14 protein-coding genes and 1 pseudogene are annotated in these 17,455 nt (G+C 69.5%); 8 read left to right on the top strand and 7 right to left on the bottom strand.

From position 1 onward, the window contains the following. The first annotated feature begins 84 nt into the window (after positions 1 to 84). On the top strand, positions 85 to 1,914 hold the full coding sequence (locus ACFXHE_RS07355; RefSeq protein ID WP_379380814.1) for an AMP-dependent synthetase/ligase: 1,830 nt from the start codon (positions 85 to 87) through the stop codon (positions 1,912 to 1,914). A gap of 114 nt (positions 1,915 to 2,028) precedes the next feature. Here the strand turns inward: ACFXHE_RS07355 and ACFXHE_RS07360 are convergent, their stop codons facing one another. After that, a complete protein-coding gene (locus tag ACFXHE_RS07360; protein WP_379380816.1) occupies positions 2,029 to 3,336 on the bottom strand; it encodes a hypothetical protein in 1,308 nt (435 codons plus the stop codon). Positions 3,337 to 3,469: 133 nt separating this feature from the next. On the opposite strand from ACFXHE_RS07360, the gene ACFXHE_RS07365 reads away from it, so the two are divergent. Then, a complete protein-coding gene (locus ACFXHE_RS07365; protein WP_379380818.1) occupies positions 3,470 to 4,021 on the top strand; it encodes a TetR/AcrR family transcriptional regulator in 552 nt (183 codons plus the stop codon). 225 nt (positions 4,022 to 4,246) lie between these two features. On the opposite strand, the gene ACFXHE_RS07370 is transcribed toward ACFXHE_RS07365, so the two are convergent. From ACFXHE_RS07370 to ACFXHE_RS07380, 3 genes are all read right to left on the bottom strand, one after another. After that, positions 4,247 to 4,783 carry a YbhB/YbcL family Raf kinase inhibitor-like protein gene (locus tag ACFXHE_RS07370; protein ID WP_379380820.1) on the bottom strand — a complete coding sequence of 179 codons (537 nt, stop codon included), beginning with the start codon at positions 4,781 to 4,783 and terminating at the stop codon, positions 4,247 to 4,249. A 19-nt stretch (positions 4,784 to 4,802) separates the two neighbouring features. After that, positions 4,803 to 6,152 (bottom strand): M20/M25/M40 family metallo-hydrolase, encoded by a 1,350-nt coding sequence (locus tag ACFXHE_RS07375; RefSeq protein WP_379380822.1) that lies wholly within the window; start codon positions 6,150 to 6,152, stop codon positions 4,803 to 4,805. A 169-nt stretch (positions 6,153 to 6,321) separates the two neighbouring features. Then, a complete protein-coding gene (locus tag ACFXHE_RS07380) occupies positions 6,322 to 7,539 on the bottom strand; it encodes a hypothetical protein (RefSeq protein WP_379380823.1) in 1,218 nt (405 codons plus the stop codon). Positions 7,540 to 7,718: 179 nt separating this feature from the next. On the opposite strand from ACFXHE_RS07380, the gene ACFXHE_RS07385 reads away from it, so the two are divergent. The 6 genes and pseudogenes from ACFXHE_RS07385 to ACFXHE_RS07410 all read left to right on the top strand — a co-directional run bounded on the left by ACFXHE_RS07385 (position 7,719) and on the right by ACFXHE_RS07410 (position 13,429). Beyond that, positions 7,719 to 8,795 carry a phospholipid scramblase-related protein gene (locus ACFXHE_RS07385; protein WP_379380825.1) on the top strand — a complete coding sequence of 359 codons (1,077 nt, stop codon included), beginning with the start codon at positions 7,719 to 7,721 and terminating at the stop codon, positions 8,793 to 8,795. Positions 8,796 to 8,859: 64 nt separating this feature from the next. Beyond that, entirely contained in the window at positions 8,860 to 10,377 is a 1,518-nt protein-coding gene (locus ACFXHE_RS07390; RefSeq protein ID WP_379380826.1) for an FAD-dependent monooxygenase, read from the top strand. 169 nt (positions 10,378 to 10,546) lie between these two features. Beyond that, a complete protein-coding gene (locus ACFXHE_RS07395; RefSeq protein WP_379380828.1) occupies positions 10,547 to 11,998 on the top strand; it encodes an FAD-dependent oxidoreductase in 1,452 nt (483 codons plus the stop codon). Between the two features lie 80 nt (positions 11,999 to 12,078). Further along, positions 12,079 to 12,264: pseudogene (locus ACFXHE_RS07400) on the top strand (alcohol dehydrogenase catalytic domain-containing protein); the annotation flags it as partial. Between the two features lie 32 nt (positions 12,265 to 12,296). Continuing rightward, positions 12,297 to 12,446, top strand: a complete 150-nt coding sequence (locus ACFXHE_RS07405) for a zinc-binding dehydrogenase (protein WP_379381397.1) — start codon at positions 12,297 to 12,299, stop codon at positions 12,444 to 12,446. Between the two features lie 104 nt (positions 12,447 to 12,550). Beyond that, entirely contained in the window at positions 12,551 to 13,429 is an 879-nt protein-coding gene (locus ACFXHE_RS07410; RefSeq protein ID WP_379380830.1) for an NAD(P)-dependent oxidoreductase, read from the top strand. Positions 13,430 to 13,529: 100 nt separating this feature from the next. Here ACFXHE_RS07410 and ACFXHE_RS07415 read toward each other — a convergent pair whose 3' ends face one another. From ACFXHE_RS07415 to ACFXHE_RS07425, 3 genes are all read right to left on the bottom strand, one after another. Beyond that, a complete protein-coding gene (locus tag ACFXHE_RS07415) occupies positions 13,530 to 14,753 on the bottom strand; it encodes a hypothetical protein (protein ID WP_379380832.1) in 1,224 nt (407 codons plus the stop codon). A 5-nt stretch (positions 14,754 to 14,758) separates the two neighbouring features. Continuing rightward, entirely contained in the window at positions 14,759 to 14,980 is a 222-nt protein-coding gene (locus ACFXHE_RS07420) for a hypothetical protein (protein WP_357005732.1), read from the bottom strand. Between the two features lie 108 nt (positions 14,981 to 15,088). Continuing rightward, positions 15,089 to 17,455, bottom strand: a complete 2,367-nt coding sequence (locus tag ACFXHE_RS07425) for a GMC family oxidoreductase N-terminal domain-containing protein (RefSeq protein ID WP_379380834.1) — start codon at positions 17,453 to 17,455, stop codon at positions 15,089 to 15,091.

The following is a 17,455-nucleotide window of genomic DNA, read 5'->3' on the forward strand; positions in this document are numbered from 1 at the left end:
GTTGGTCGTTCTCTCGGACGTCGGGGTTCGCGCAGGTGGGTGCGCGTGTGGCGGGTGAAGCGAGAGGCAATCGGGAAAAGGGTTATGACGACTGACATCGGGTATGCGCACGCATCTGGGAAGACCGTTCACACGATTCCGCAGGCGTTCCAGGAGACATTGACGCTGCGGCCGGGGCAGGTGGCGTTGCGGACCGTCGGGGGGACACAGCAGATCACCTGGCGGGAGTACGGGGACCGGGTGCGCGCCATCGCGGCGGGGCTGGCCGGATTGGGGGTGGGGCGCGGGGACACCGTGGGGATCATGCTGACCAACCGGCCGGAGTTCAATCTGGTCGACACGGCGGCGTTGCACGTTGGGGCGACGCCGTTCTCGATCTACAACACCAGCTCCGCCGAGCAGATCGCGCACCTGTTCACCAATGCCGAGAACAAGGTCGTGATCACCGAGCCCGGGTTCCTGGACGTGGTGCGCGGGGCGGGCGTCGAGCTGGAACACATTGTGCTGGTGGAGGGTTCGGCGGCGGGCACGCTGACCCTCGCCGAGGTGGAGGCCGCGCCGAAGGCGGACTTCGACTTCGATGCCGCCTGGCAGGCGGTGCAGCCCGATGATGTCGCGACGCTGATCTACACCTCGGGCACCACCGGCCCCTCCAAGGGCGTGGAGCTCACCCACGCGAATGTGGTGGCCCAGATCGTGGGCCTGGTCGAGGGCCCGCTGACCGTCGGCCTCGACGATCGCTCGGTGTCCTACCTGCCGGCCGCCCATGTGGCCGACCGCATTTCGGGCCACTGCGCCAACCTGTTCACGGGCGTGCAGATGACGTGCGTGCCCGACCCGCGCGAGATCGCCGCCGCCCTGCCCGACGCCCGCCCGACCGCGTTCTTCGGCGTGCCGCGCGTGTGGCAGAAGATCAAGGCCGGGATCGATGCCAAGCTCGCCACCGAGGCCAGCCCGGTGAAGAAGGCCCTCGCCAACTGGGCGCTCGGGGTCGGCGCGCAGGCTGCCCGCGCGGATCTGGCCGGCACCGGCCGCGGCCCGCTGCTGGATGTGCAGCACAAGCTGGCCGATGCGCTGGTGCTGTCGAAGCTGCGTCACGCCCTGGGCTTCGACGAGTTGCGCGTCGCCGCCTCCGGTGCGGCCGCGATCCCGCCGGAGACCCTGGAATACCTGCTGGGCCTGGGCTTCACGGTGACCGAGGTGTGGGGCATGTCGGAGACCTCCGGCGTCGGCACCTACACCCCGCTGGCCAAGCCGAAGCCGGGCACCGTCGGTGTTCCGTTGCGCGGGCTCGAGATTCGCCTGGGCGAGGAGGGGGAACTGCTCGTCCGCGGCGGCATCGTCACCCACGGCTACCGCAAGATGCCCGACAAGACCGCCGAGGCCATCGACGGCGACGGCTGGCTGCACACCGGTGACGTCGCCACCATCGACGGCGACGGCTACGTCAGCATCGTGGACCGCAAGAAGGAACTCATCATCAACGAGGCGGGAAAGAACCTGTCTCCCACCAATATCGAGAACACCGTCAAGGCGGTGTCCTCGCTGGTCGGCCAGGTGGTGGCGATCGGTGACGCCAAGCCGTTCATCTCCGCGCTCATCGTGCTCGACCCCGACACCGCGGTGGTGCGGGCCAAGGCCCTGGGCACCCCCGACGCCGAGTTGAAGACCCTGGCCGCGCGCCCGGAGATCGTCGCCGAGATCAAGGCCGCGGTCGCCGAGGCCAACGCCAAGCTCTCGCGGGTGGAGCAGATCAAGCGCTTCACCATCCTGGATCTGGGCTGGGAGCCCGGCGGTGACGAACTCACCCCGACCCTCAAGCTCAAGCGCAACCCGATCGCGGCCAAGTACGCCACCGAGATCGCCGCGCTGTATCTGACCCCGCCGCCGGACGGCGTGATCAACATGAGCTGATCCGGGGTCGCGCGGCAACCGCACGCCACCGGAACAGAGGTGGGGCTGGACGAGTCGTCCAGGCCCACAGCCGTTTTCGCATCCGCCGCTACGGGCGCCGCATCGCCGGCGGGGTCACCCGCGCGCCGCGGCCGTCCGGGTCACCCGGGCCAGCAGATCGCTCATCGACTCGGCGATCCGCCCCATCTGGCGGTGACTGTGCTCGGCGGTGTCGTACTCCACCTGAATCGTCAGCCGATCTCCGACAGTGAAGATCGTCATCTTCGGCGGCATGCCGGCCGCCATCGCGAATACCTCGTCCCGCACGAACTCCAGGCCCAGCGGCATCGGATGCGCGGGCAGCCGGCCCATATTCGATAGTGCGATCGCCGGCGCACCCGACAGTATCGCCGCCACCTCCGGCGCCAGCGTCCGCTGCGAGGCCCGCATGAACAGCGCCGGGAACCGTGTGTCCAGCATCTGCCGCATGGTCGCGTCGACCACCGCGCCCAGCGCCCGCGGATCGGCATCCCGATCCACCAGCGCCGGGGTTCCCGCCCCCGAGGCGCAATTGAGCATCGTCGAGACCGGCAGTCGCGGCGACAGTTCCGGCCGCAGATCTGCGGCATGCCCGCACATCAACGGCAGCGGCCCGTCCTCGGCGAGCTCGGCGCGCACTGCCGCCAGGGCGGCACCGGCGAGCAAGCTGTTGACCGAGATCCCTTGTTCGCGCGCCACCTCCACCAGCTCGCCGGTGTGCCTGGGCGACAATTCGATGCGGCGCAACGCCAATCGCCCGCCGGGATCGCCCGACCCGTCGCCGTCGTGCGGCAGGGTCCGCGGCGCGCCCTCGGGCCCGATGGTCGCTGCCATCTCCATTACCTGCGCGAGGAATCCGTCGACCTCGGCGTCGGTGGTGACCCGCGCCAGCAGTTGATCGACCCCGTCGAGCAGGTCCCGATCCGAATCCGCCAGCGGTAGTGCCGTTCCCGCGAAGTGTGCGTTGTAGCGCCGCCACATCTCGTCCAGCAGCGCGAAAGCCGAACGCCCATCGCTGATCCCGTGATGGATGACCAGCACGATGCGGCTGTCCGCGGCCCCGCGCAGCAGCACCGCCCGGAACAATCCCGCACTCCAGTCCGGGCGGGTGTTGACCAGTTCCCAGTACTCGTCGACCTCGCCGTCGCGCACCTCCAGCGGCGGCACATAGGCCTCGTCCACGTCGAACCGCGACACCCCCGCCACGGTGACGGCCCGGCTGCGCAGCAGCGCATGACCGGCCGCGAGCTCGCCGAGCACCCGCTGCAGCACGGCGGGATCGACCGCACCGCGCACGGTGGTGCCGATGAACAGCGGCATACCACCGATCGGCACGCTGCCGAGTCGGGTGTCGGTGGCGAAGTAGCTGGTTTCGAAGGGGGACAACAGTCTCTGCTGAGTCATGTCGGGGCTCGTACTTCCGTGTGATGGATCGTGCCGAACTCGACCATACACACGTTTCATACGTCCGTGCAAAACAGATGTTTGAAACGGCTGTTACAAACGACCGTTTCACCCGGTGCTAGGCTCTACCGCCGTGGGAACCCGAGAAGACCTCCTCGCCGCGACCAAGCAGTGCCTGGCCGACCGCGGCTACGCCCGCACCACCGTGCGCGACATCGTGGCCGCCTCCGGCGCCAACCTCGCGGCCATCAACTACCACTTCGGCACCCGCGACAAGCTGCTGAACCAGGCCATGCTCGAGGCCACCGCCGCCGCCGTCCAGCAGATCCTCGACTCCCTGCCCGCCGATCGGGCCGGCGACCCGGCCGCCCGCCTGAACACCTTCTGGCACAAACTGATCGACTCGTTCACCACCGACCGGGTGATCTGGACCGCCAATATCGAATCCACGGCCCAGGCCCTGCACTCCCCCACCCTGCGCGCGGAAACCGGTGCCGCACAGCAACAAGCCCGCGCCGGCCTCACCGAAGCCCTCGGCGCCGGCGACCCCGCCATCGGCGCACTCCTGCAAACCCTCATCGGCGGCCTGCTGGTCCAATACCTCATCGACCCCGACCACTCACCCACGCCCGAGGATCTCGCCGCGGGCCTACGCGGCCTGGCCCAGCTCTCGACCCCCGACTAGCCACCTGCACCCGCCGGTGGGCACGCCCGGGGCGAGCCGCCGCCGCTGCCACACCGCGACGAGCCTCGGGTGTCCGAGTCGGGCGACCGGCCCAGTCTCGTTGGACCCCAGCGCTGTCCGGGTGCTGTCGGGTGTCTCCGCGGTCGGGACGCGGGTCGTAATGCCCGGACATGACTGTGGCCCCGAGCGAATTACTCGGGGCCACAGTCGTTTCGGTGTGGACGCCTACTTCTGCTCGTGAGTGCCGATGATGGTGGCGCGGCCGATGGCGTTCATGAACAGGTTGAAGCCCAGGTAGGCGGGCGAGGCGTTCTCGTCGACCTCGAGGCGCTCGACGCCGACGGCGTGCACGACCACGAAGTAGCGGTGTGCGCCGTGCCCGGCGGGCGGGAACGCGCCGGTGTACTCGTGCAGGCCCGCGTCATTGCGCAGGTGGATGGCGCCGGCGGGCAGGGTGCCGCCCGTGCTGGCCTGCCCGCTGGTGAGGCTGGTGGTGGTGACGGGGACATTGGCGAGGACCCAGTGCCAGAAGCCCGAAGCGGTCGGCGCATCCGGGTCGTACATGGTGACGGCGAAACTCTTGGTCTCGGCCGGGAAACCCGACCAGCTCAGCTGCGGGGAGATGTCCTGTCCGCCCGCGCCGCCCAGCGCGCTGACCTGATCCAGGTGCAGGGGCTTGCCGTCGCTGATATCGGTGGAGGTCAGGGTGAACTCGGGCAGCTGCGGCAGCGGCGCGTAGGGATTGTAGGAGTAGTCGGGCACGAGCAGTCCTTTCGAATCGTCAGCTGTGCAACAGGAAGTGTTCCAGTACGCGGGTGCCGAATTCGAGCGATTCCACCGGAACCCGCTCGTCGACCCCGTGGAACAGGGCGGAGAAGTCCAGTTCGGGCGGCAGCCGCAGCGGCGCGAAGCCGAAGCAGCGAATCCCCAACTTGGCGAAGGCTTTCGCGTCGGTGCCGCCGGAGAGCATGTAGGGCACGGTGCGCCCGTTCGGATCGTGGGCCAGGATGGCGTCGTTCATGGCGTCCACGAGGTGCCCGTCGAAGGTGGTCTCGTAGGAGTCGAGCTTGGTGATCCACTCCCGTTCCACATCCGGTCCGATGAGCGCGTCCACCTCCCGCTCGAATTCGGCCTGCCGTCCCGGCACCACCCGGCAGTCGACGACGGCCTCGGCGGTCTGCGGAATCACATTGGCCTTGTAGCCCGCCCGCAGCATGGTCGGGTTGGCGGTATCGCGCAGGGTCGCGCCGATGATGCGGGAGATGGTGCCCAGTTTGGCCAGCTGACCCTCGATATCCGGTGAGCCGGGATCGAATTCGAGCCCGGACTCCTCGGCGACGGCGGCCAGGAACTCCGCGACCGAATCGGAGACGACCAGGGGGAAGGTGTGGGTGCCCAGCCGCGCCACCGCCTGCGACAGGATCGTCACCGCGTTGTCCTCGTGCAGGAACGAGCCGTGCCCGGCACGGGCCTTGGCGCGCAACCGCATCCAGCCCAGGCCCTTCTCCGCGGTCTCGACCAGATACAGCCGCCGCTCGCTGCCGTCGGGCCGCGGCACGGTCAGCGAGAATCCGCCCACCTCGCCGACCGCCTCGGTGACGCCCTCGAACAGGTCGGGCCGGTGCTCGACCAGCCACTGGCAGCCCCAGCGCCCGCCGTTCTCCTCGTCGGCCACGAACGCCCACACGATATCGCGCGGCGGCACCGTGCCCTCGATCTTGAACTGGCGGGCCACCGCCAGCATCATGCCGACCATGTCCTTCATATCGATGGCCCCGCGTCCCCACACATAGCCGTCGCGCACCGCGCCGGAGAACGGGTGCACACTCCAGTCGGCGGCCTCGGCGGGCACCACGTCCAGATGCCCGTGCATCATCAGGGCCCCGCGTGAAGAGTCCGCGCCCTGCAGCCGCGCGAACACATTGCCGCGCCCCGGCGCACCCGATTCGACGTATTCGGTGGTGTACCCGGCCTCCTCGAGCTGAGCGGCCACCCACTGCGCGCATTCGCGCTCGCCCTTGGTGGTTTCCAGTTCGCCGGTGTTGGAGGTGTCGAACCGGATCAGCGTGCTGACCAGGTCCACCACCTCCGACACGGCGCGAGGGGTGCGGGTTTCGGCGGTTTCGGACACGTCACCTTTCCTACCACCTCCCCGGCACCCCGTCGCCCACCGCCGCCCGCACGACCCGGCCCGCCGCAGGTCGGCCGACGGCCGGGAGTTGGAATCATCCGTGGCACAAGGGTTCCCGTACCGGGCGGGAAAGCACCCCGCGCACACCCGATCGGCGACGGCGGCGCGCTCAGCGCAGGAAACGGATCGTGTTGGTCAGCGTGGCCAGCAGCGAATCCAGGTGCTGGTCGGCGATGCGGCGTTCGAGAACCTCGAGGTCCAGGCGGGTGGCGGTGGCCCACAGCTCGCCCACGCGGGCCTGGACCTCGACATCGGTCGCGGCCAGCACCCACAGCAGCGGCGGCCACAACCGGGCGGCCTGGGCCAGCGCGGGCAGCATGAGCAACGTGGGGGCGTCGAGGGTGGCCAGGTGCAGGCCCGCCCGGCGGCGCACTTCGGCGGGAGTGCGCGCCAGGGGTTCGAGAACCCCGCGCCACACGGCCAGGTCGCTGCTGCCGTCCACGGCGTCGACGAGGGTCTCGGCGACCTCCGGCAGCACCGGGTTGAGGGCCAGCCGGGTCAAGGCGTTCGGGCTCAGCCGGCCGAAGAAGCGCAGCATGTCGTCGGTGGCGTCGGCGGCGATATAGGTGGCGATCAGGTCCGCCACCGCCGAGGGCGGGGCCACCTCGAAGAGTATGTCGCCCACCGTGGCGATCACATCGGGCGCGCAGCGCGCGAACACCGACAGCGCCGCGAGCCGTAACTCCTTGGAACCATTGATGACCGTGCCCAGCAGCCGCGGCACCCGCTGACCGCTGCCCGCGAGCAACTGGCGCATCACCGCACTGAGCGATTCCCCCGAATACGCGTAGGCGGCCGAGCGGATGAGGCCCTCGTCATCGGGCACCCCCTCCTCGACCGCCTGGATCAATTCCGGTGTCGCATAGGCCAGGAACGGCCCCGCGGTGATGTAGTCGCGCCGCGCCAGCAGCTCGTTCACGATCGCCACCACCGGCGCGGGCGGCGCGTCGTCGGCGAGCTGGCCGACCGTGCGCGGATCCAGATACGGCGCACAGTCCGCGGCGTATCCGACATCCAGCCGCAGCAGCGCCTCGATCGCCTTGGCCGGATACTTCACTCCGATCGCGCCGGCCGCGCGCCCGGTCATGGTGGGCGGCACCAGCCGCTGCACGATCGGCAGCGAGATGCTCAGCGGGATGACGGGGACCAGCCTGGCGATGCGCTCGAACACCGGCGCATGCCGGTCGAAGAGGTTGCCCGCCATGCGTTGTTGCAGCTCGTGCAGGCGATGCGGGCCGAGCCGTTCGAGGTGGGCGAGCCGTTCCACCGGCACGTGCAGGGTCCGGGCCAGGAGGACGAGCTGGGCTCGCGTCACCAGTTCGGTCATATGCCCGGCCGCACCGTGTACGCGTGGCAACCCGCGAATTCGACTGTGGCGGACATACTTTCCCCGTTCCCCGGGTGACCCGAGCTGGGCCTCCGGATGTCGACCGCTCATCATAGAGGTGACCGCGGGGCGAAAAGTGCAAAAAGTGCAGAGTCCCTGTACACCGTTAGGATGCGGCCATGAGTCAACCCGCGGGGTGGTACCCCGAGCGTCCCGGATCTCCAGTACTCCGCTGGTGGGATGGCAGCCAATGGACGAATCACACTCAGCCCCAGCAGCAACCGGCGCCGGCGCCGCAGCAACCGGATCGGCCCCGGTCCGACCAGTTCGCGCAGCAGCCCCGCCCGCAGCACCCGAACCAGCCGCACGCTCAGCAGTCGCAGCCGCACCAGGTCCAGCAGCAGTACGCGCCGCAACAGCAGCAGTACGGCCAGCAGCCCCAGCAGCAGTACGCCCAACAGCCGCAACAGCAATACGGTCAGCGCCAGCTACACCCGCAGCAGCCGGGCCAGCCCTATGGCGCGCAACCGCAGCAGTTCGGTGGTCGCAGTGAGGCCAGTCCCTGGGAGCTCGAGGTCGGCAGCGCCGACAACCCTGCCGACATTCAGCGCCAGGTGCAGCAGCAGGCCGGGATCGCCCCCGCCCAGGCCGGTGGCGGCACTGTGTTCACCGAACCCGTGCTGGTGGTCAACCAGAAGGTCAAGTTGATCGAAATGGTCAACGAGTACAGCGTCTTCGACCAGCACGGCCGCCAGATCGGCGCGGTCGCCGAGGTCGGGCAGAGCGCGCTGAAGAAGGCCGTGCGCTTCCTGTCCAGCTACGACCAGTTCATGACCCACAAACTGGAGATCCGCGACGCGCACGGCCAGTGCCTCATGCGAATCACCCGCCCGGCCAAGGTCTTCAAGTCGAAGTTCCTGCTCGAGCACGGCAATGGCGCGCCGATCGGTGAGATCATCCAGGAGAACATGGTCGGCAAGATCAACTTCGCCTTCGTGGTCAACGGCCAGCAGATCGGCGGTATCCGCGCCGAGAACTGGCGGGCCTGGAACTTCGCCATCCACGACCACACCGGTCAGGAGGTCGCCCGCATCACCAAGACGTGGGAGGGCGTGCTCAAGACCATGTTCACCACCGCCGACAACTATGTCGTGCAGATCCACCGCCAGCTCCCCCAGCCGCTGCTGTCCATGGTGGTGGCCTCCGGCCTGGCCATCGACACCGCCCTCAAGCAGGATTCGCGCGGCTGGAACTGACCGCGCAAGCGGTGCGCAAGCCGACGCAAGCGCCCGGTGATCGGCCACCACCACAGTGACTCTCATGAACGAGACACGAGATGTGGTGGTGGCCGGGGCCGGACCGGTCGGGCTGATGCTGGCCTGCGAGCTGCGGCTGGCGGGAGTGGACGTGCTGGTCGTCGAGCGCCTCGCCGAACCCGATACGACGATCAAGGCGGGCGCGATCAATGTGCCCGCCGCCCAGGCGCTGGGCCGACGCGGTCTGGTGCCGGAGCTGCGGGCGGCCCATGAGGCGGCGCTGGCCCGCATGGGCCGGATGTTCGCGGGCGCAGCGGTTCCCACCGCACCGCGGCGTACACCGGCCGGTGCGCACTTCGCCGGGATCATGCTGTGGGCCGACAATGTCGACGGCGCGGATCCGGCCTTCGCTGATCTGGGCCCGGCGGCCGAATACCGCTTTCTCGATCAGCAGACCATCGAGGCCGTCCTGGCCCGCCGCGCCGCCGACCTCGGAGTACCGGTGCGTCGCGGGGTCGAGCTGACCGGATTCGACGACGACGGCGTCGGTGTCACCGTCGACTGCGGCGGGCACACCGTGCGCGCCGGCTGGCTGGTCGGCTGCGACGGCGGCCGCAGCACGGTGCGCAAACTGGCCGGATTCGAATTCCCCGGCCTGGACCCCGAAATCACCGGCCGCCAGGCCCTGGTCGTGATGACCGGCGCGGAAAACGTGCCCCTGGGCTGGCACACCACCCCCACCGGCATCTTCGTCAACGGCCCCCAACCCGGCCGCATCCTGACCGTGGAACTCGACGGCCCGCCCGCCGACCGCACCAACCCGGTCACCGCCGGGGAGCTCGAGGACAGCTTCGAACGCGTCACCGGCGTGAAAGTGCAGATCTCCACGGTGGTTTCGGCCACCCGCTTCACCGACAACACCCGTCAGGTCCCCGACTACCGCAGCGGCCGGGTCCTGCTGGCCGGCGACGCCGCCCACGTCCACTCGCCGTTCGGTGGCCAGGGCCTGAACCTGGGTATCGGTGATGCGGTCAACCTGGGCTGGAAGCTGGCCGCCGTGATCCGCGGCCGATCCCCGGAGGCGTTGCTGGACACCTACGCTCGCGAACGCCACCCGATCGGCGCCTGGGTGCTGGACTGGACGCGCGCGCAGATCGCGCTCATGCGCACCGATCCGCGCAGCCGCGCGCTGCGGGCGGTCACCACCGACCTGCTCGACACCCCGGCGGCCACCACGCAGGTCGTGAAGAAGCTCTCCGGCGTGCTGCACCGCTACGACCTGGGCAGCAGCGACCCGCTGGTCGGTGCGGCCACACCCGATTTCGAGCTGTCCGACGGCACGAGCGTGTCCGGTCACTTCGCCGACGGCCGTGGCCTGCTGCTGGATCCGACCGACTCCCCCGCACTGCGCGCCCAGATCGAGCCGTGGGCGGATCGCATCCGGATCGTCACCGCCAAACCCGCCCAGCCGCGCGAGCCGCTGTCACTGCTGATCCGCCCCGACGGCATCGTCGCCTGGACCTCCGCCGAGCCGCATGGGCTCGAACAGGCCTTGACCACCTGGTTCGGCAGCCCGGCGTGACCGATCCCGCGGCACCGGCCTGCGGTCGGCAGCTCACTCCACCACCGCGATCGACGCCAGCAGTTCCCGTGGCCGCGCCGGTGGTATCCGGTGAGTGAGACAAGCGTTTTCGGTCGGCGCGACGGGCTGGGACCGTTCGCGGTGGACGAGATGGAAGGACGGTGCGGTCGTGGCCGACTCGGGTGTGGCGTGGGATGTCGAGGCCGATGTGGTGGTCGTGGGTTTCGGCGGGGCGGGCTGCGCGGCCGCCGTCGCGGCCCACGATGCCGGGGCGCGAGTGCTGGTGCTGGACAAGGAATCCGGTGGCCGGGCCGGTGGCAGCACCCGGGTGTCGGGCGCGGTCTGGTTCGACAACCGGGATCCCGAGCGGGCCGCGGTCTATCTGCGCAGCCTCAGCGCCGGACGGCCGATCCCGGAACCGGTGGTGCGGGTCTGGGCGCAGGAGACCGCCCGCAACAGCGAGTGGATGGAAAGCCTCGGCATCCCGGTCGGTTTGGCGGTGCCCGCGCCACCGGAATTCCCCGACCTCGACGGCAGCGATGTCATGTGCGGGTGGATCGGCGTCGAGGGCCGCATGGGTGACGGACTGCTGTGGGCGGCCCTGTCGGGGGCGGTCCGCGCCCGCGGCATCGAGGTCCGGTTGCAGACGCCCGCACGCGAATTGATCACCGGCGACGGCACGGTGCTCGGCGTCCTGGCCACCGCACCGGACGGGACCGCCCTGCGGATCCGCGCCGACCGCGGAGTCGTGCTGGCTACCGGCGGATTCGAGGCGAACCCGGAGATGGTGCGCGATCACCTGCGCCTGACCGACCCGGTGGTCTGGGGCACGCCCGCCGCCACCGGCGACGGCCTGCGCATGGCGGTCAAGGCCGGAGCCGACCTGTGGCACATGTCCAATATGATGACCCTGCCCGGATTGCGTGCTCCCGGTTACGAAGCCGGGTTCTACACCGCGTTCCCCAACACCAACAGCTTCGTCTACCTCGGCCTCGACGGTCGCCGCTACTGCAACGAACGGGTGGCCCTGGGCCACGGCCATGCCCGCATCAACGGCAGCTACCAGCTGTTCCCCACCACCCCGATGCACATCGTCTTCGACGAATCCGCCCGCCGCGCAGGCCCGATCGTGCCCGGACGCGAGCGGCTCGCCGTCGGCTGGGCCAGTCTGATCGAAGGCTACGACTGGAGCGCCGACAACAGCGCCGAGATCGGCAAGGGCTGGATCCACCGCGCCGACACCCTCACCGAACTCGCCGCCATCCTGCACGTGCATGCCGACGTCCTCCAGCAGACCGTCGACCGCTACAACGCCGCCTGCGCCGCCGGGAAGGACGACCAGTTCGGCCGCCCCGCAAAGACTCTCGCACCCCTGTCCGAGCCGCCCTACTACGCCTTCACCGCCGCCCCCATCCTGGCCTGGAGCAACGGCGGCCCCCGCCGCAACGAGAACGCCGAAGTCCTCGATCCTTTCGGCGCGGTCATCCCCGGCCTCTACGCGGCGGGCAATGTCAGCTCCACCTACTCCTGGTGCAAGGACGGCGGTTTCCACATCGCCGACGCCCTCGCCTTCGGCCGCGTCGCCGGGCGGCACGCAGCCGAACGCGGCGGGAGCGCGTAGCACCTAGCTCCGGGACGCGGGACTGGCAAACTCGCCAATATTCAGCAACCCCGAGATCTCACCTCCGATCGGAGCCACAGATGAAGGCAGTCCGTTTCAGCCGGTTCGGGGGCCCGGAGGTCCTCGAGCTCGTGGAACTCCCCGACCCGCACCCTGGTGCGGGCGAGGTCCGAATCGTGGTGCGCGCGGCCGGGATCAATGCCAGCGACTGGAAGAAGCGCCAGGGCCTGATGGACCAGGAGCTCCCCCAGACCCTGGGCTACGAGCCCTGCACGCGCTCACCGACATCGGCGACCTGATCGACTCCGCCCGCTTCTCCCTCCCGGTCGCCCGAACCTTCCCCCTCTCCGAGGTGGCGGACGCACACCGCCTCGGCGAGAACGGGCACCTGCACGGAAAACTCGTCCTGGTCGCCGACTCTCCTGGAGACAAACCTCTTCGTAAGTAGCTGAGCTATTTGTGCGTACTTGTGGGACGACTCCGTAACCGGCAGCCTCGAATTCAGCGCGCGCCGGAACCACTCGCCAATGAGCGACAAGGAGTTGTCCTGTAATGACGAACATCCAGCACAGCCCGGTGACCGTACTCGGCCTCGGTGCGATGGGGCGGGCGCTGGCGGCCGCGTTCCTGAAGGCCGGCGTGGCGACCACGGTGTGGAATCGGACGCCCGGGAAGGATGCCGAACTGGTTGCCGCGGGCGCGGTTTCAGCCCAGACGGCCGGGCGGGCGGTGGGCGGCGGTGAGCTGGTCGTCACCGTGCTGCTCGATCACGCGTCCGTGCATGAGACCCTCGATCCGATCGCGGCCGAGCTCCGCGGCAGACAGTGGCTCAATCTGACCAGCACCTCACCGGAACAGTCGCGGGAACTGGCCGCGTGGGCGGCCGGGCACGGCATCGATTTCCTCGACGGCGGGATCATGGCGGTCCCGGACATGATCGGGGCGGAGGGCTCGAGCATTCTCTACAGCGGGTCGCAGACGATTTTCGACACCCACCGCCCCACCCTCGAATTACTGGGCTCGGCCGAATATTTCGGCACCGACGCGGGCCTGGCCGCGCTCTGGGATTTCGCGCTGCTGTCGACCATGTACGCCATGTTCGGCGGGTTCTTCCAGGGCGCGGCCCTGGTCGGCTCGGCCGGAGTTCCGGCCTCGGAGTTCGCGACTCGCGCGGCGGCATGGGTGACCGCCATGTCCCGGACGCTGCCCGCCTACGGCCGCATCATCGACACCGGCGACTACACCAGCGACGTCTTCCAGGACCTGGTCTTCACCAAAACCGCCCTGGACACGTTGCGTCAAGCCGCATTCGATGCCGGAATCACCGCCGAACCGCTCGACGGGATCGCCTCGCTGGTGGACCGTCAGGTCACCGATGGACATGGTGCGGCCGCGTTCGAACGCAGCATCGAGGCCCTGCGCGGGCAGTGACGGACCGCGCGCTCGGGCCGTGACCGCGCCATCGGTGAGTACCGAAAGCCGCTGCGGCCCAAGCGACTCGAATGTCGCCGGGGCCGCAGTGTCGGCGACACTATTGCGTGAGCTGCAATGTTGCGATCAGTGTCGTCAGTTGCTCGCCCAGGCCGAGATCGGCGATGCGCTGCTCGATCTCGTTGCGCTCCAAGGCCGGCAGCGGCGACCACAGCTCCCCGATCCGCGACTGCGCATCCGGCTCGGCGGTGGCGAGGACCTTCAGCAGCGGCGGCCACAGGTGCGCGGTCACCGCCAGCCCCGGGAGCCCGGTCAGCGTCGCGGTGCCGAAATGCGAGATGGCCCCGCCGATCCGACGCGAGATGCCCGGCTCGGTGCGCTCGGCCAGCTCCAGCAGACCCCGCCAGACCGCGGCCTCGCTGCTACCGTCGGCCGCGCCCGCGACGGCGTCGATGGACTCCGGTTCGGTCAGAATCGAATTGGCCGCGAGCAGGTCCAGCGCCGCAGGACTCAGCTGCCCGGCGAAGCGCAGCGTCTCCGGGACCGCCCCGGCGGAAATGAAGGTCTCGACCAGATCGGCGATCTCGTCGGCCGAGCCCACATCGAAGAGGATGTCGCCGATCGCCACGATCACATCGGTGTCGCAGCGGGCGAACACCGACAGCGCCGCCAGCCGCAACTCCTTGGAGCCCTGCAAGATGGTGCGGGCCAGTTTCGGGATCCGCCGCCCCTCGCCGGTCAGCAGGTGCCGGATGATCACGCTGATGTTCTCGCCGGAGAACGAGTACGACGCCGACCGGATCAGGCCCTCGTCGTCGTGCACGTCGCGCTCGACCGCGTGCACCAGATCCTGTGTCGCATAGGCCAGGAACGGTCCCGCCGTGATGTAGTCCCCGCGGCGCAGCAGCTCGTTGATGATCCGCATGACCGGCTCGGCCGGCGCGATATCGGCCAGCTGCCCGACACTGTGCGGATCCATGTAGGGCGCGGCCTCGGCCGCATAGCCCGGATCGAACATGCCGACCGCCTCGGCCGCCTTCCGGGGGTGATCCACCCCGATCGCCCCCGCGGCACGACCGGCCATCACCGGCGGCACGAGCTTCTGCACCAGCGGCAGCGAAATGCTCAGCGGGATGATCGGTACCAGCAGCGACAGCCGCGAGAAGATCGCATTGTGTTCGGCGAACATCACCTGCGCCATGCGTTCCTGCAGTTCGTGCAGGTTGGCGGCGCCGAGCTTCTCGAGATATGAGAGCTTGTCCTCGGAGACGTGCAGCGTTCGCGACAGCAGGGTGATCTGCGCGCGGGTGACCAGGTCGCTCATCGCCCCTACCCGAGCTTGTTGCCGAACATGATCTTCTTGGCGGCCGTGCGCAACGGCCACGGCAGCGCGCCGACGGTCTTGTCGACGGCCTCGACCATGGCGATGTTCTCGGTGCGCTGCGCCTGCTGGAAGATGGCCAGCAGATCGGCGGTCTCGGCCTCGGTCAGCAGATCCAGCGCGGCCAGCGACCCACCCAGTTCCCGTTCCAGTTCGGCTCTGGCACCCATTGATTCGTCCCCATCCTCCGGAATGATCCGGATCACCCCTTTTGTGCTTACACCAATCTCTACCAAGATCACGGGTGGTGCGCCAGAGGGATGACGGGGCGAATCCGGTCAATTGAGGTCGGCTGCAATCAGATCGGCGGCGCGGAGCGCGAAGGCCATGATGGTGACCTGCGGATTGACCCCCAGCGACGACGGGACGACCGAACCGTCCGCGACATACAGACCGGTCGTGCCGAATACCCGATGGCCGAAGTCCACCACCGCCGTCCGGGCATCGGAGCCCATCCGGGCGGTGCCCAGCGGGTGCGGCCCCATCATGCGGAATTGCCGCGGACTCAACCGGATCTCGGCGACGGTGCGGGCCTGATCGAGGGTGCGGATTGGCGGGGTCCCCGCGATCGGCAACGCCACCGACTCCGCCCCGCCGTGCAGGAACAGCTCGGCCAGGCTCGCGCAGGCGTGCTGCAACGCGGCCTGGACGCGCGGGGTCAGGTGATAGCGGATCAGGGTCCGCCCGCCCGGACCGTGATGCACGCTGCCGGTGCCGGTGTCACGCACCATCGCGCCGAACTGCTCGGTGTGGGTCCACCGGTTCATCCATTCGGTGAGCCGCGCACCATGGAACGGCAGCGTGCCGCCCGCGAACTGCGGTGGGATGGCCACGCCTTCGAAGGTGACCAGCGGATCGCCCAGTCCTTCCACCTGATAGCCCTGCGGGATCCCCGACCACGGCGTTCCGGGCGTCGGCATCATCGCCACCGCGCCGAGCGACGGATGCACCGACAGGTGGCGTCCCAGCGCGGGCAGGGTCAGGCCGTTGCGGCGCAGCAGCAGCGGCGTCATGAGCGTGCCGGCCGCGACCACCACCGCGCGGGCGCGGATCTCCACCGTCCGCGGCGCGCCGTGCACGTCCTGGCCCTCGGCCAGCACACCGGTGGCGCGGCTGCCCGACAACAGGATTCGGGTGACGGTCAGATTCGTGAACAGCTGCGCACCGGCCTTCAACGCCCGCGGCACCCAGCTGACATTGCTCGAGCGTTTGGCCTCGGTCGGGCAGCCGTGCACGCACTGGCCCTGCCCGTCGCAGCCCACCGCATTGCGCGGCAGCGGACCGTGCGCCGCGCCCAGGGCGTCCGCCCCCGCGCCGATGATCTCCGCGACCCGGCCCAGATAACGGGGATCGGCGGGGCCGATACCCAGTTCGGCGGCGACCTCGTCCAGATAGGGCGCGAACGCCTCGGGGGTGAAGTCGCCGGGGAAGCCCAGGTCCAGCCATTCCCGCAGCACCGCGTCCGGAGTGCGGAAGGCGGTGCCGGAATTGATGGCGGTCGTCCCGCCCACCAGCCGACCCGTGCTGACGCCGAGCACCGTATTGCCGAGTGCCAGGTTGTATCCGCCATCGCGCCAATACTTCTGGGTGCGCTCCCCCAGATCCCCGCGGAACTGTGCGCGACCGGCGTAGTCGCCCTCCTCGACCATCACCACGCCGAGGCCGTGCTCGGTGAGCCGGGCGGCCGCGGCCGCACCGCCCGCACCGGTGCCGATCACCACGACATCGCAGTCGATCGTCTCCCGCCGCGACAGCTCGGTCGGGGTGGTGACATTGGCCATCCAGCCCGGCCGCTGCTCGAGCACGGGCTCGTCGTAACGTGGCGCGCCGATCGCATCCAGATAGCGGCGGTCACCGAAATGCGCGATCCGCAACGGAGTCTCGACGGCATCGACCGCGTGCCGCAGGGCGCCGGCGCGCCGGGCCTCCTCCACGAGGGCCCGGCGTTGCGGAACCGTCAGCGCCGCAGCGCGTTTGCCGTGCCTGGCGCGCGCCGCCGCATCGAGGCCGCGCAGTGCCGCCCGCAGCCCGGATTGCATGAGCGGGGTCATATTGCCGATATAGGCGTCGACCCGGTCGATGGTGGCGGTGCCGACGGGCGGCACCGACCCGCCCGGCTCGATCAGCACCTCGGCCAGCGCCGCGAGAGTCTCGCGATGCCCCGGGCCGAGTATCCCCTCCGGATGGCGACCCTCGGGCAGGTCGACGCGCAGCGACACCCACGGCTGGAACGAGCGCAGAAGACTCGGATAGTCGTTGGCGAAGAACTGCATTCGCCCCTGCGCGACCTGTTCGCCCTCGCACGACAGGGTGGTGGCGAGGTTGGTCAAGCTGGCGTGCGCGCCGCGCAGCCACCGCACATCCTTGCGACCGCTCAGCTGCCAGGCGCGACCGTCGTCGTCGCGGAACTCGAGTTCGTAGCTCATCAGCCGCTTGGTCACCGGTAGCGCGATCAGGGTGCCGAGCACCGCCGCGCCGTCGGCCCACGGCAGGGCCCGGATGGTGCCGGTGATGCGCGCGCGCCCATTGGTGACGAATCCGCGCGCGTGCCCGGATTCGCAGCGCAGATCCATGGCCACGTGATGAGCCAGCCCGTCGGCGTCGTAGAGCTCGCCGCGCATGGTCTCGAAGAAGGTCAAAGGCAT

It is taken from the genome of Nocardia sp. NPDC059229, from assembly GCF_042754165.1.
Classification (GTDB): Bacteria; Actinomycetota; Actinomycetes; order Mycobacteriales; family Mycobacteriaceae; genus Nocardia.

Excerpts from the sequence above, each read along its gene's own strand:
- ACFXHE_RS07355 (WP_379380814.1), top strand. The coding sequence starts at position 85 with ATGACGACTGACATCGGGTATGCGCACGCATCTGGGAAGACCGTTCAC.
- ACFXHE_RS07360 (WP_379380816.1), bottom strand. The coding sequence starts at position 3,336 with ATGACTCAGCAGAGACTGTTGTCCCCCTTCGAAACCAGCTACTTCGCC.
- ACFXHE_RS07380 (WP_379380823.1), bottom strand. The coding sequence starts at position 7,539 with ATGACCGAACTGGTGACGCGAGCCCAGCTCGTCCTCCTGGCCCGGACC.
- ACFXHE_RS07385 (WP_379380825.1), top strand. The coding sequence starts at position 7,719 with ATGAGTCAACCCGCGGGGTGGTACCCCGAGCGTCCCGGATCTCCAGTA.
- ACFXHE_RS07390 (WP_379380826.1), top strand. The coding sequence starts at position 8,860 with ATGAACGAGACACGAGATGTGGTGGTGGCCGGGGCCGGACCGGTCGGG.
- ACFXHE_RS07410 (WP_379380830.1), top strand. The coding sequence starts at position 12,551 with ATGACGAACATCCAGCACAGCCCGGTGACCGTACTCGGCCTCGGTGCG.
- ACFXHE_RS07415 (WP_379380832.1), bottom strand. The coding sequence starts at position 14,753 with ATGAGCGACCTGGTCACCCGCGCGCAGATCACCCTGCTGTCGCGAACG.
- ACFXHE_RS07420 (WP_357005732.1), bottom strand. The coding sequence starts at position 14,980 with ATGGGTGCCAGAGCCGAACTGGAACGGGAACTGGGTGGGTCGCTGGCC.
- ACFXHE_RS07425 (WP_379380834.1), bottom strand. The coding sequence starts at position 17,455 with ATGCCTTTGACCTTCTTCGAGACCATGCGCGGCGAGCTCTACGACGCC.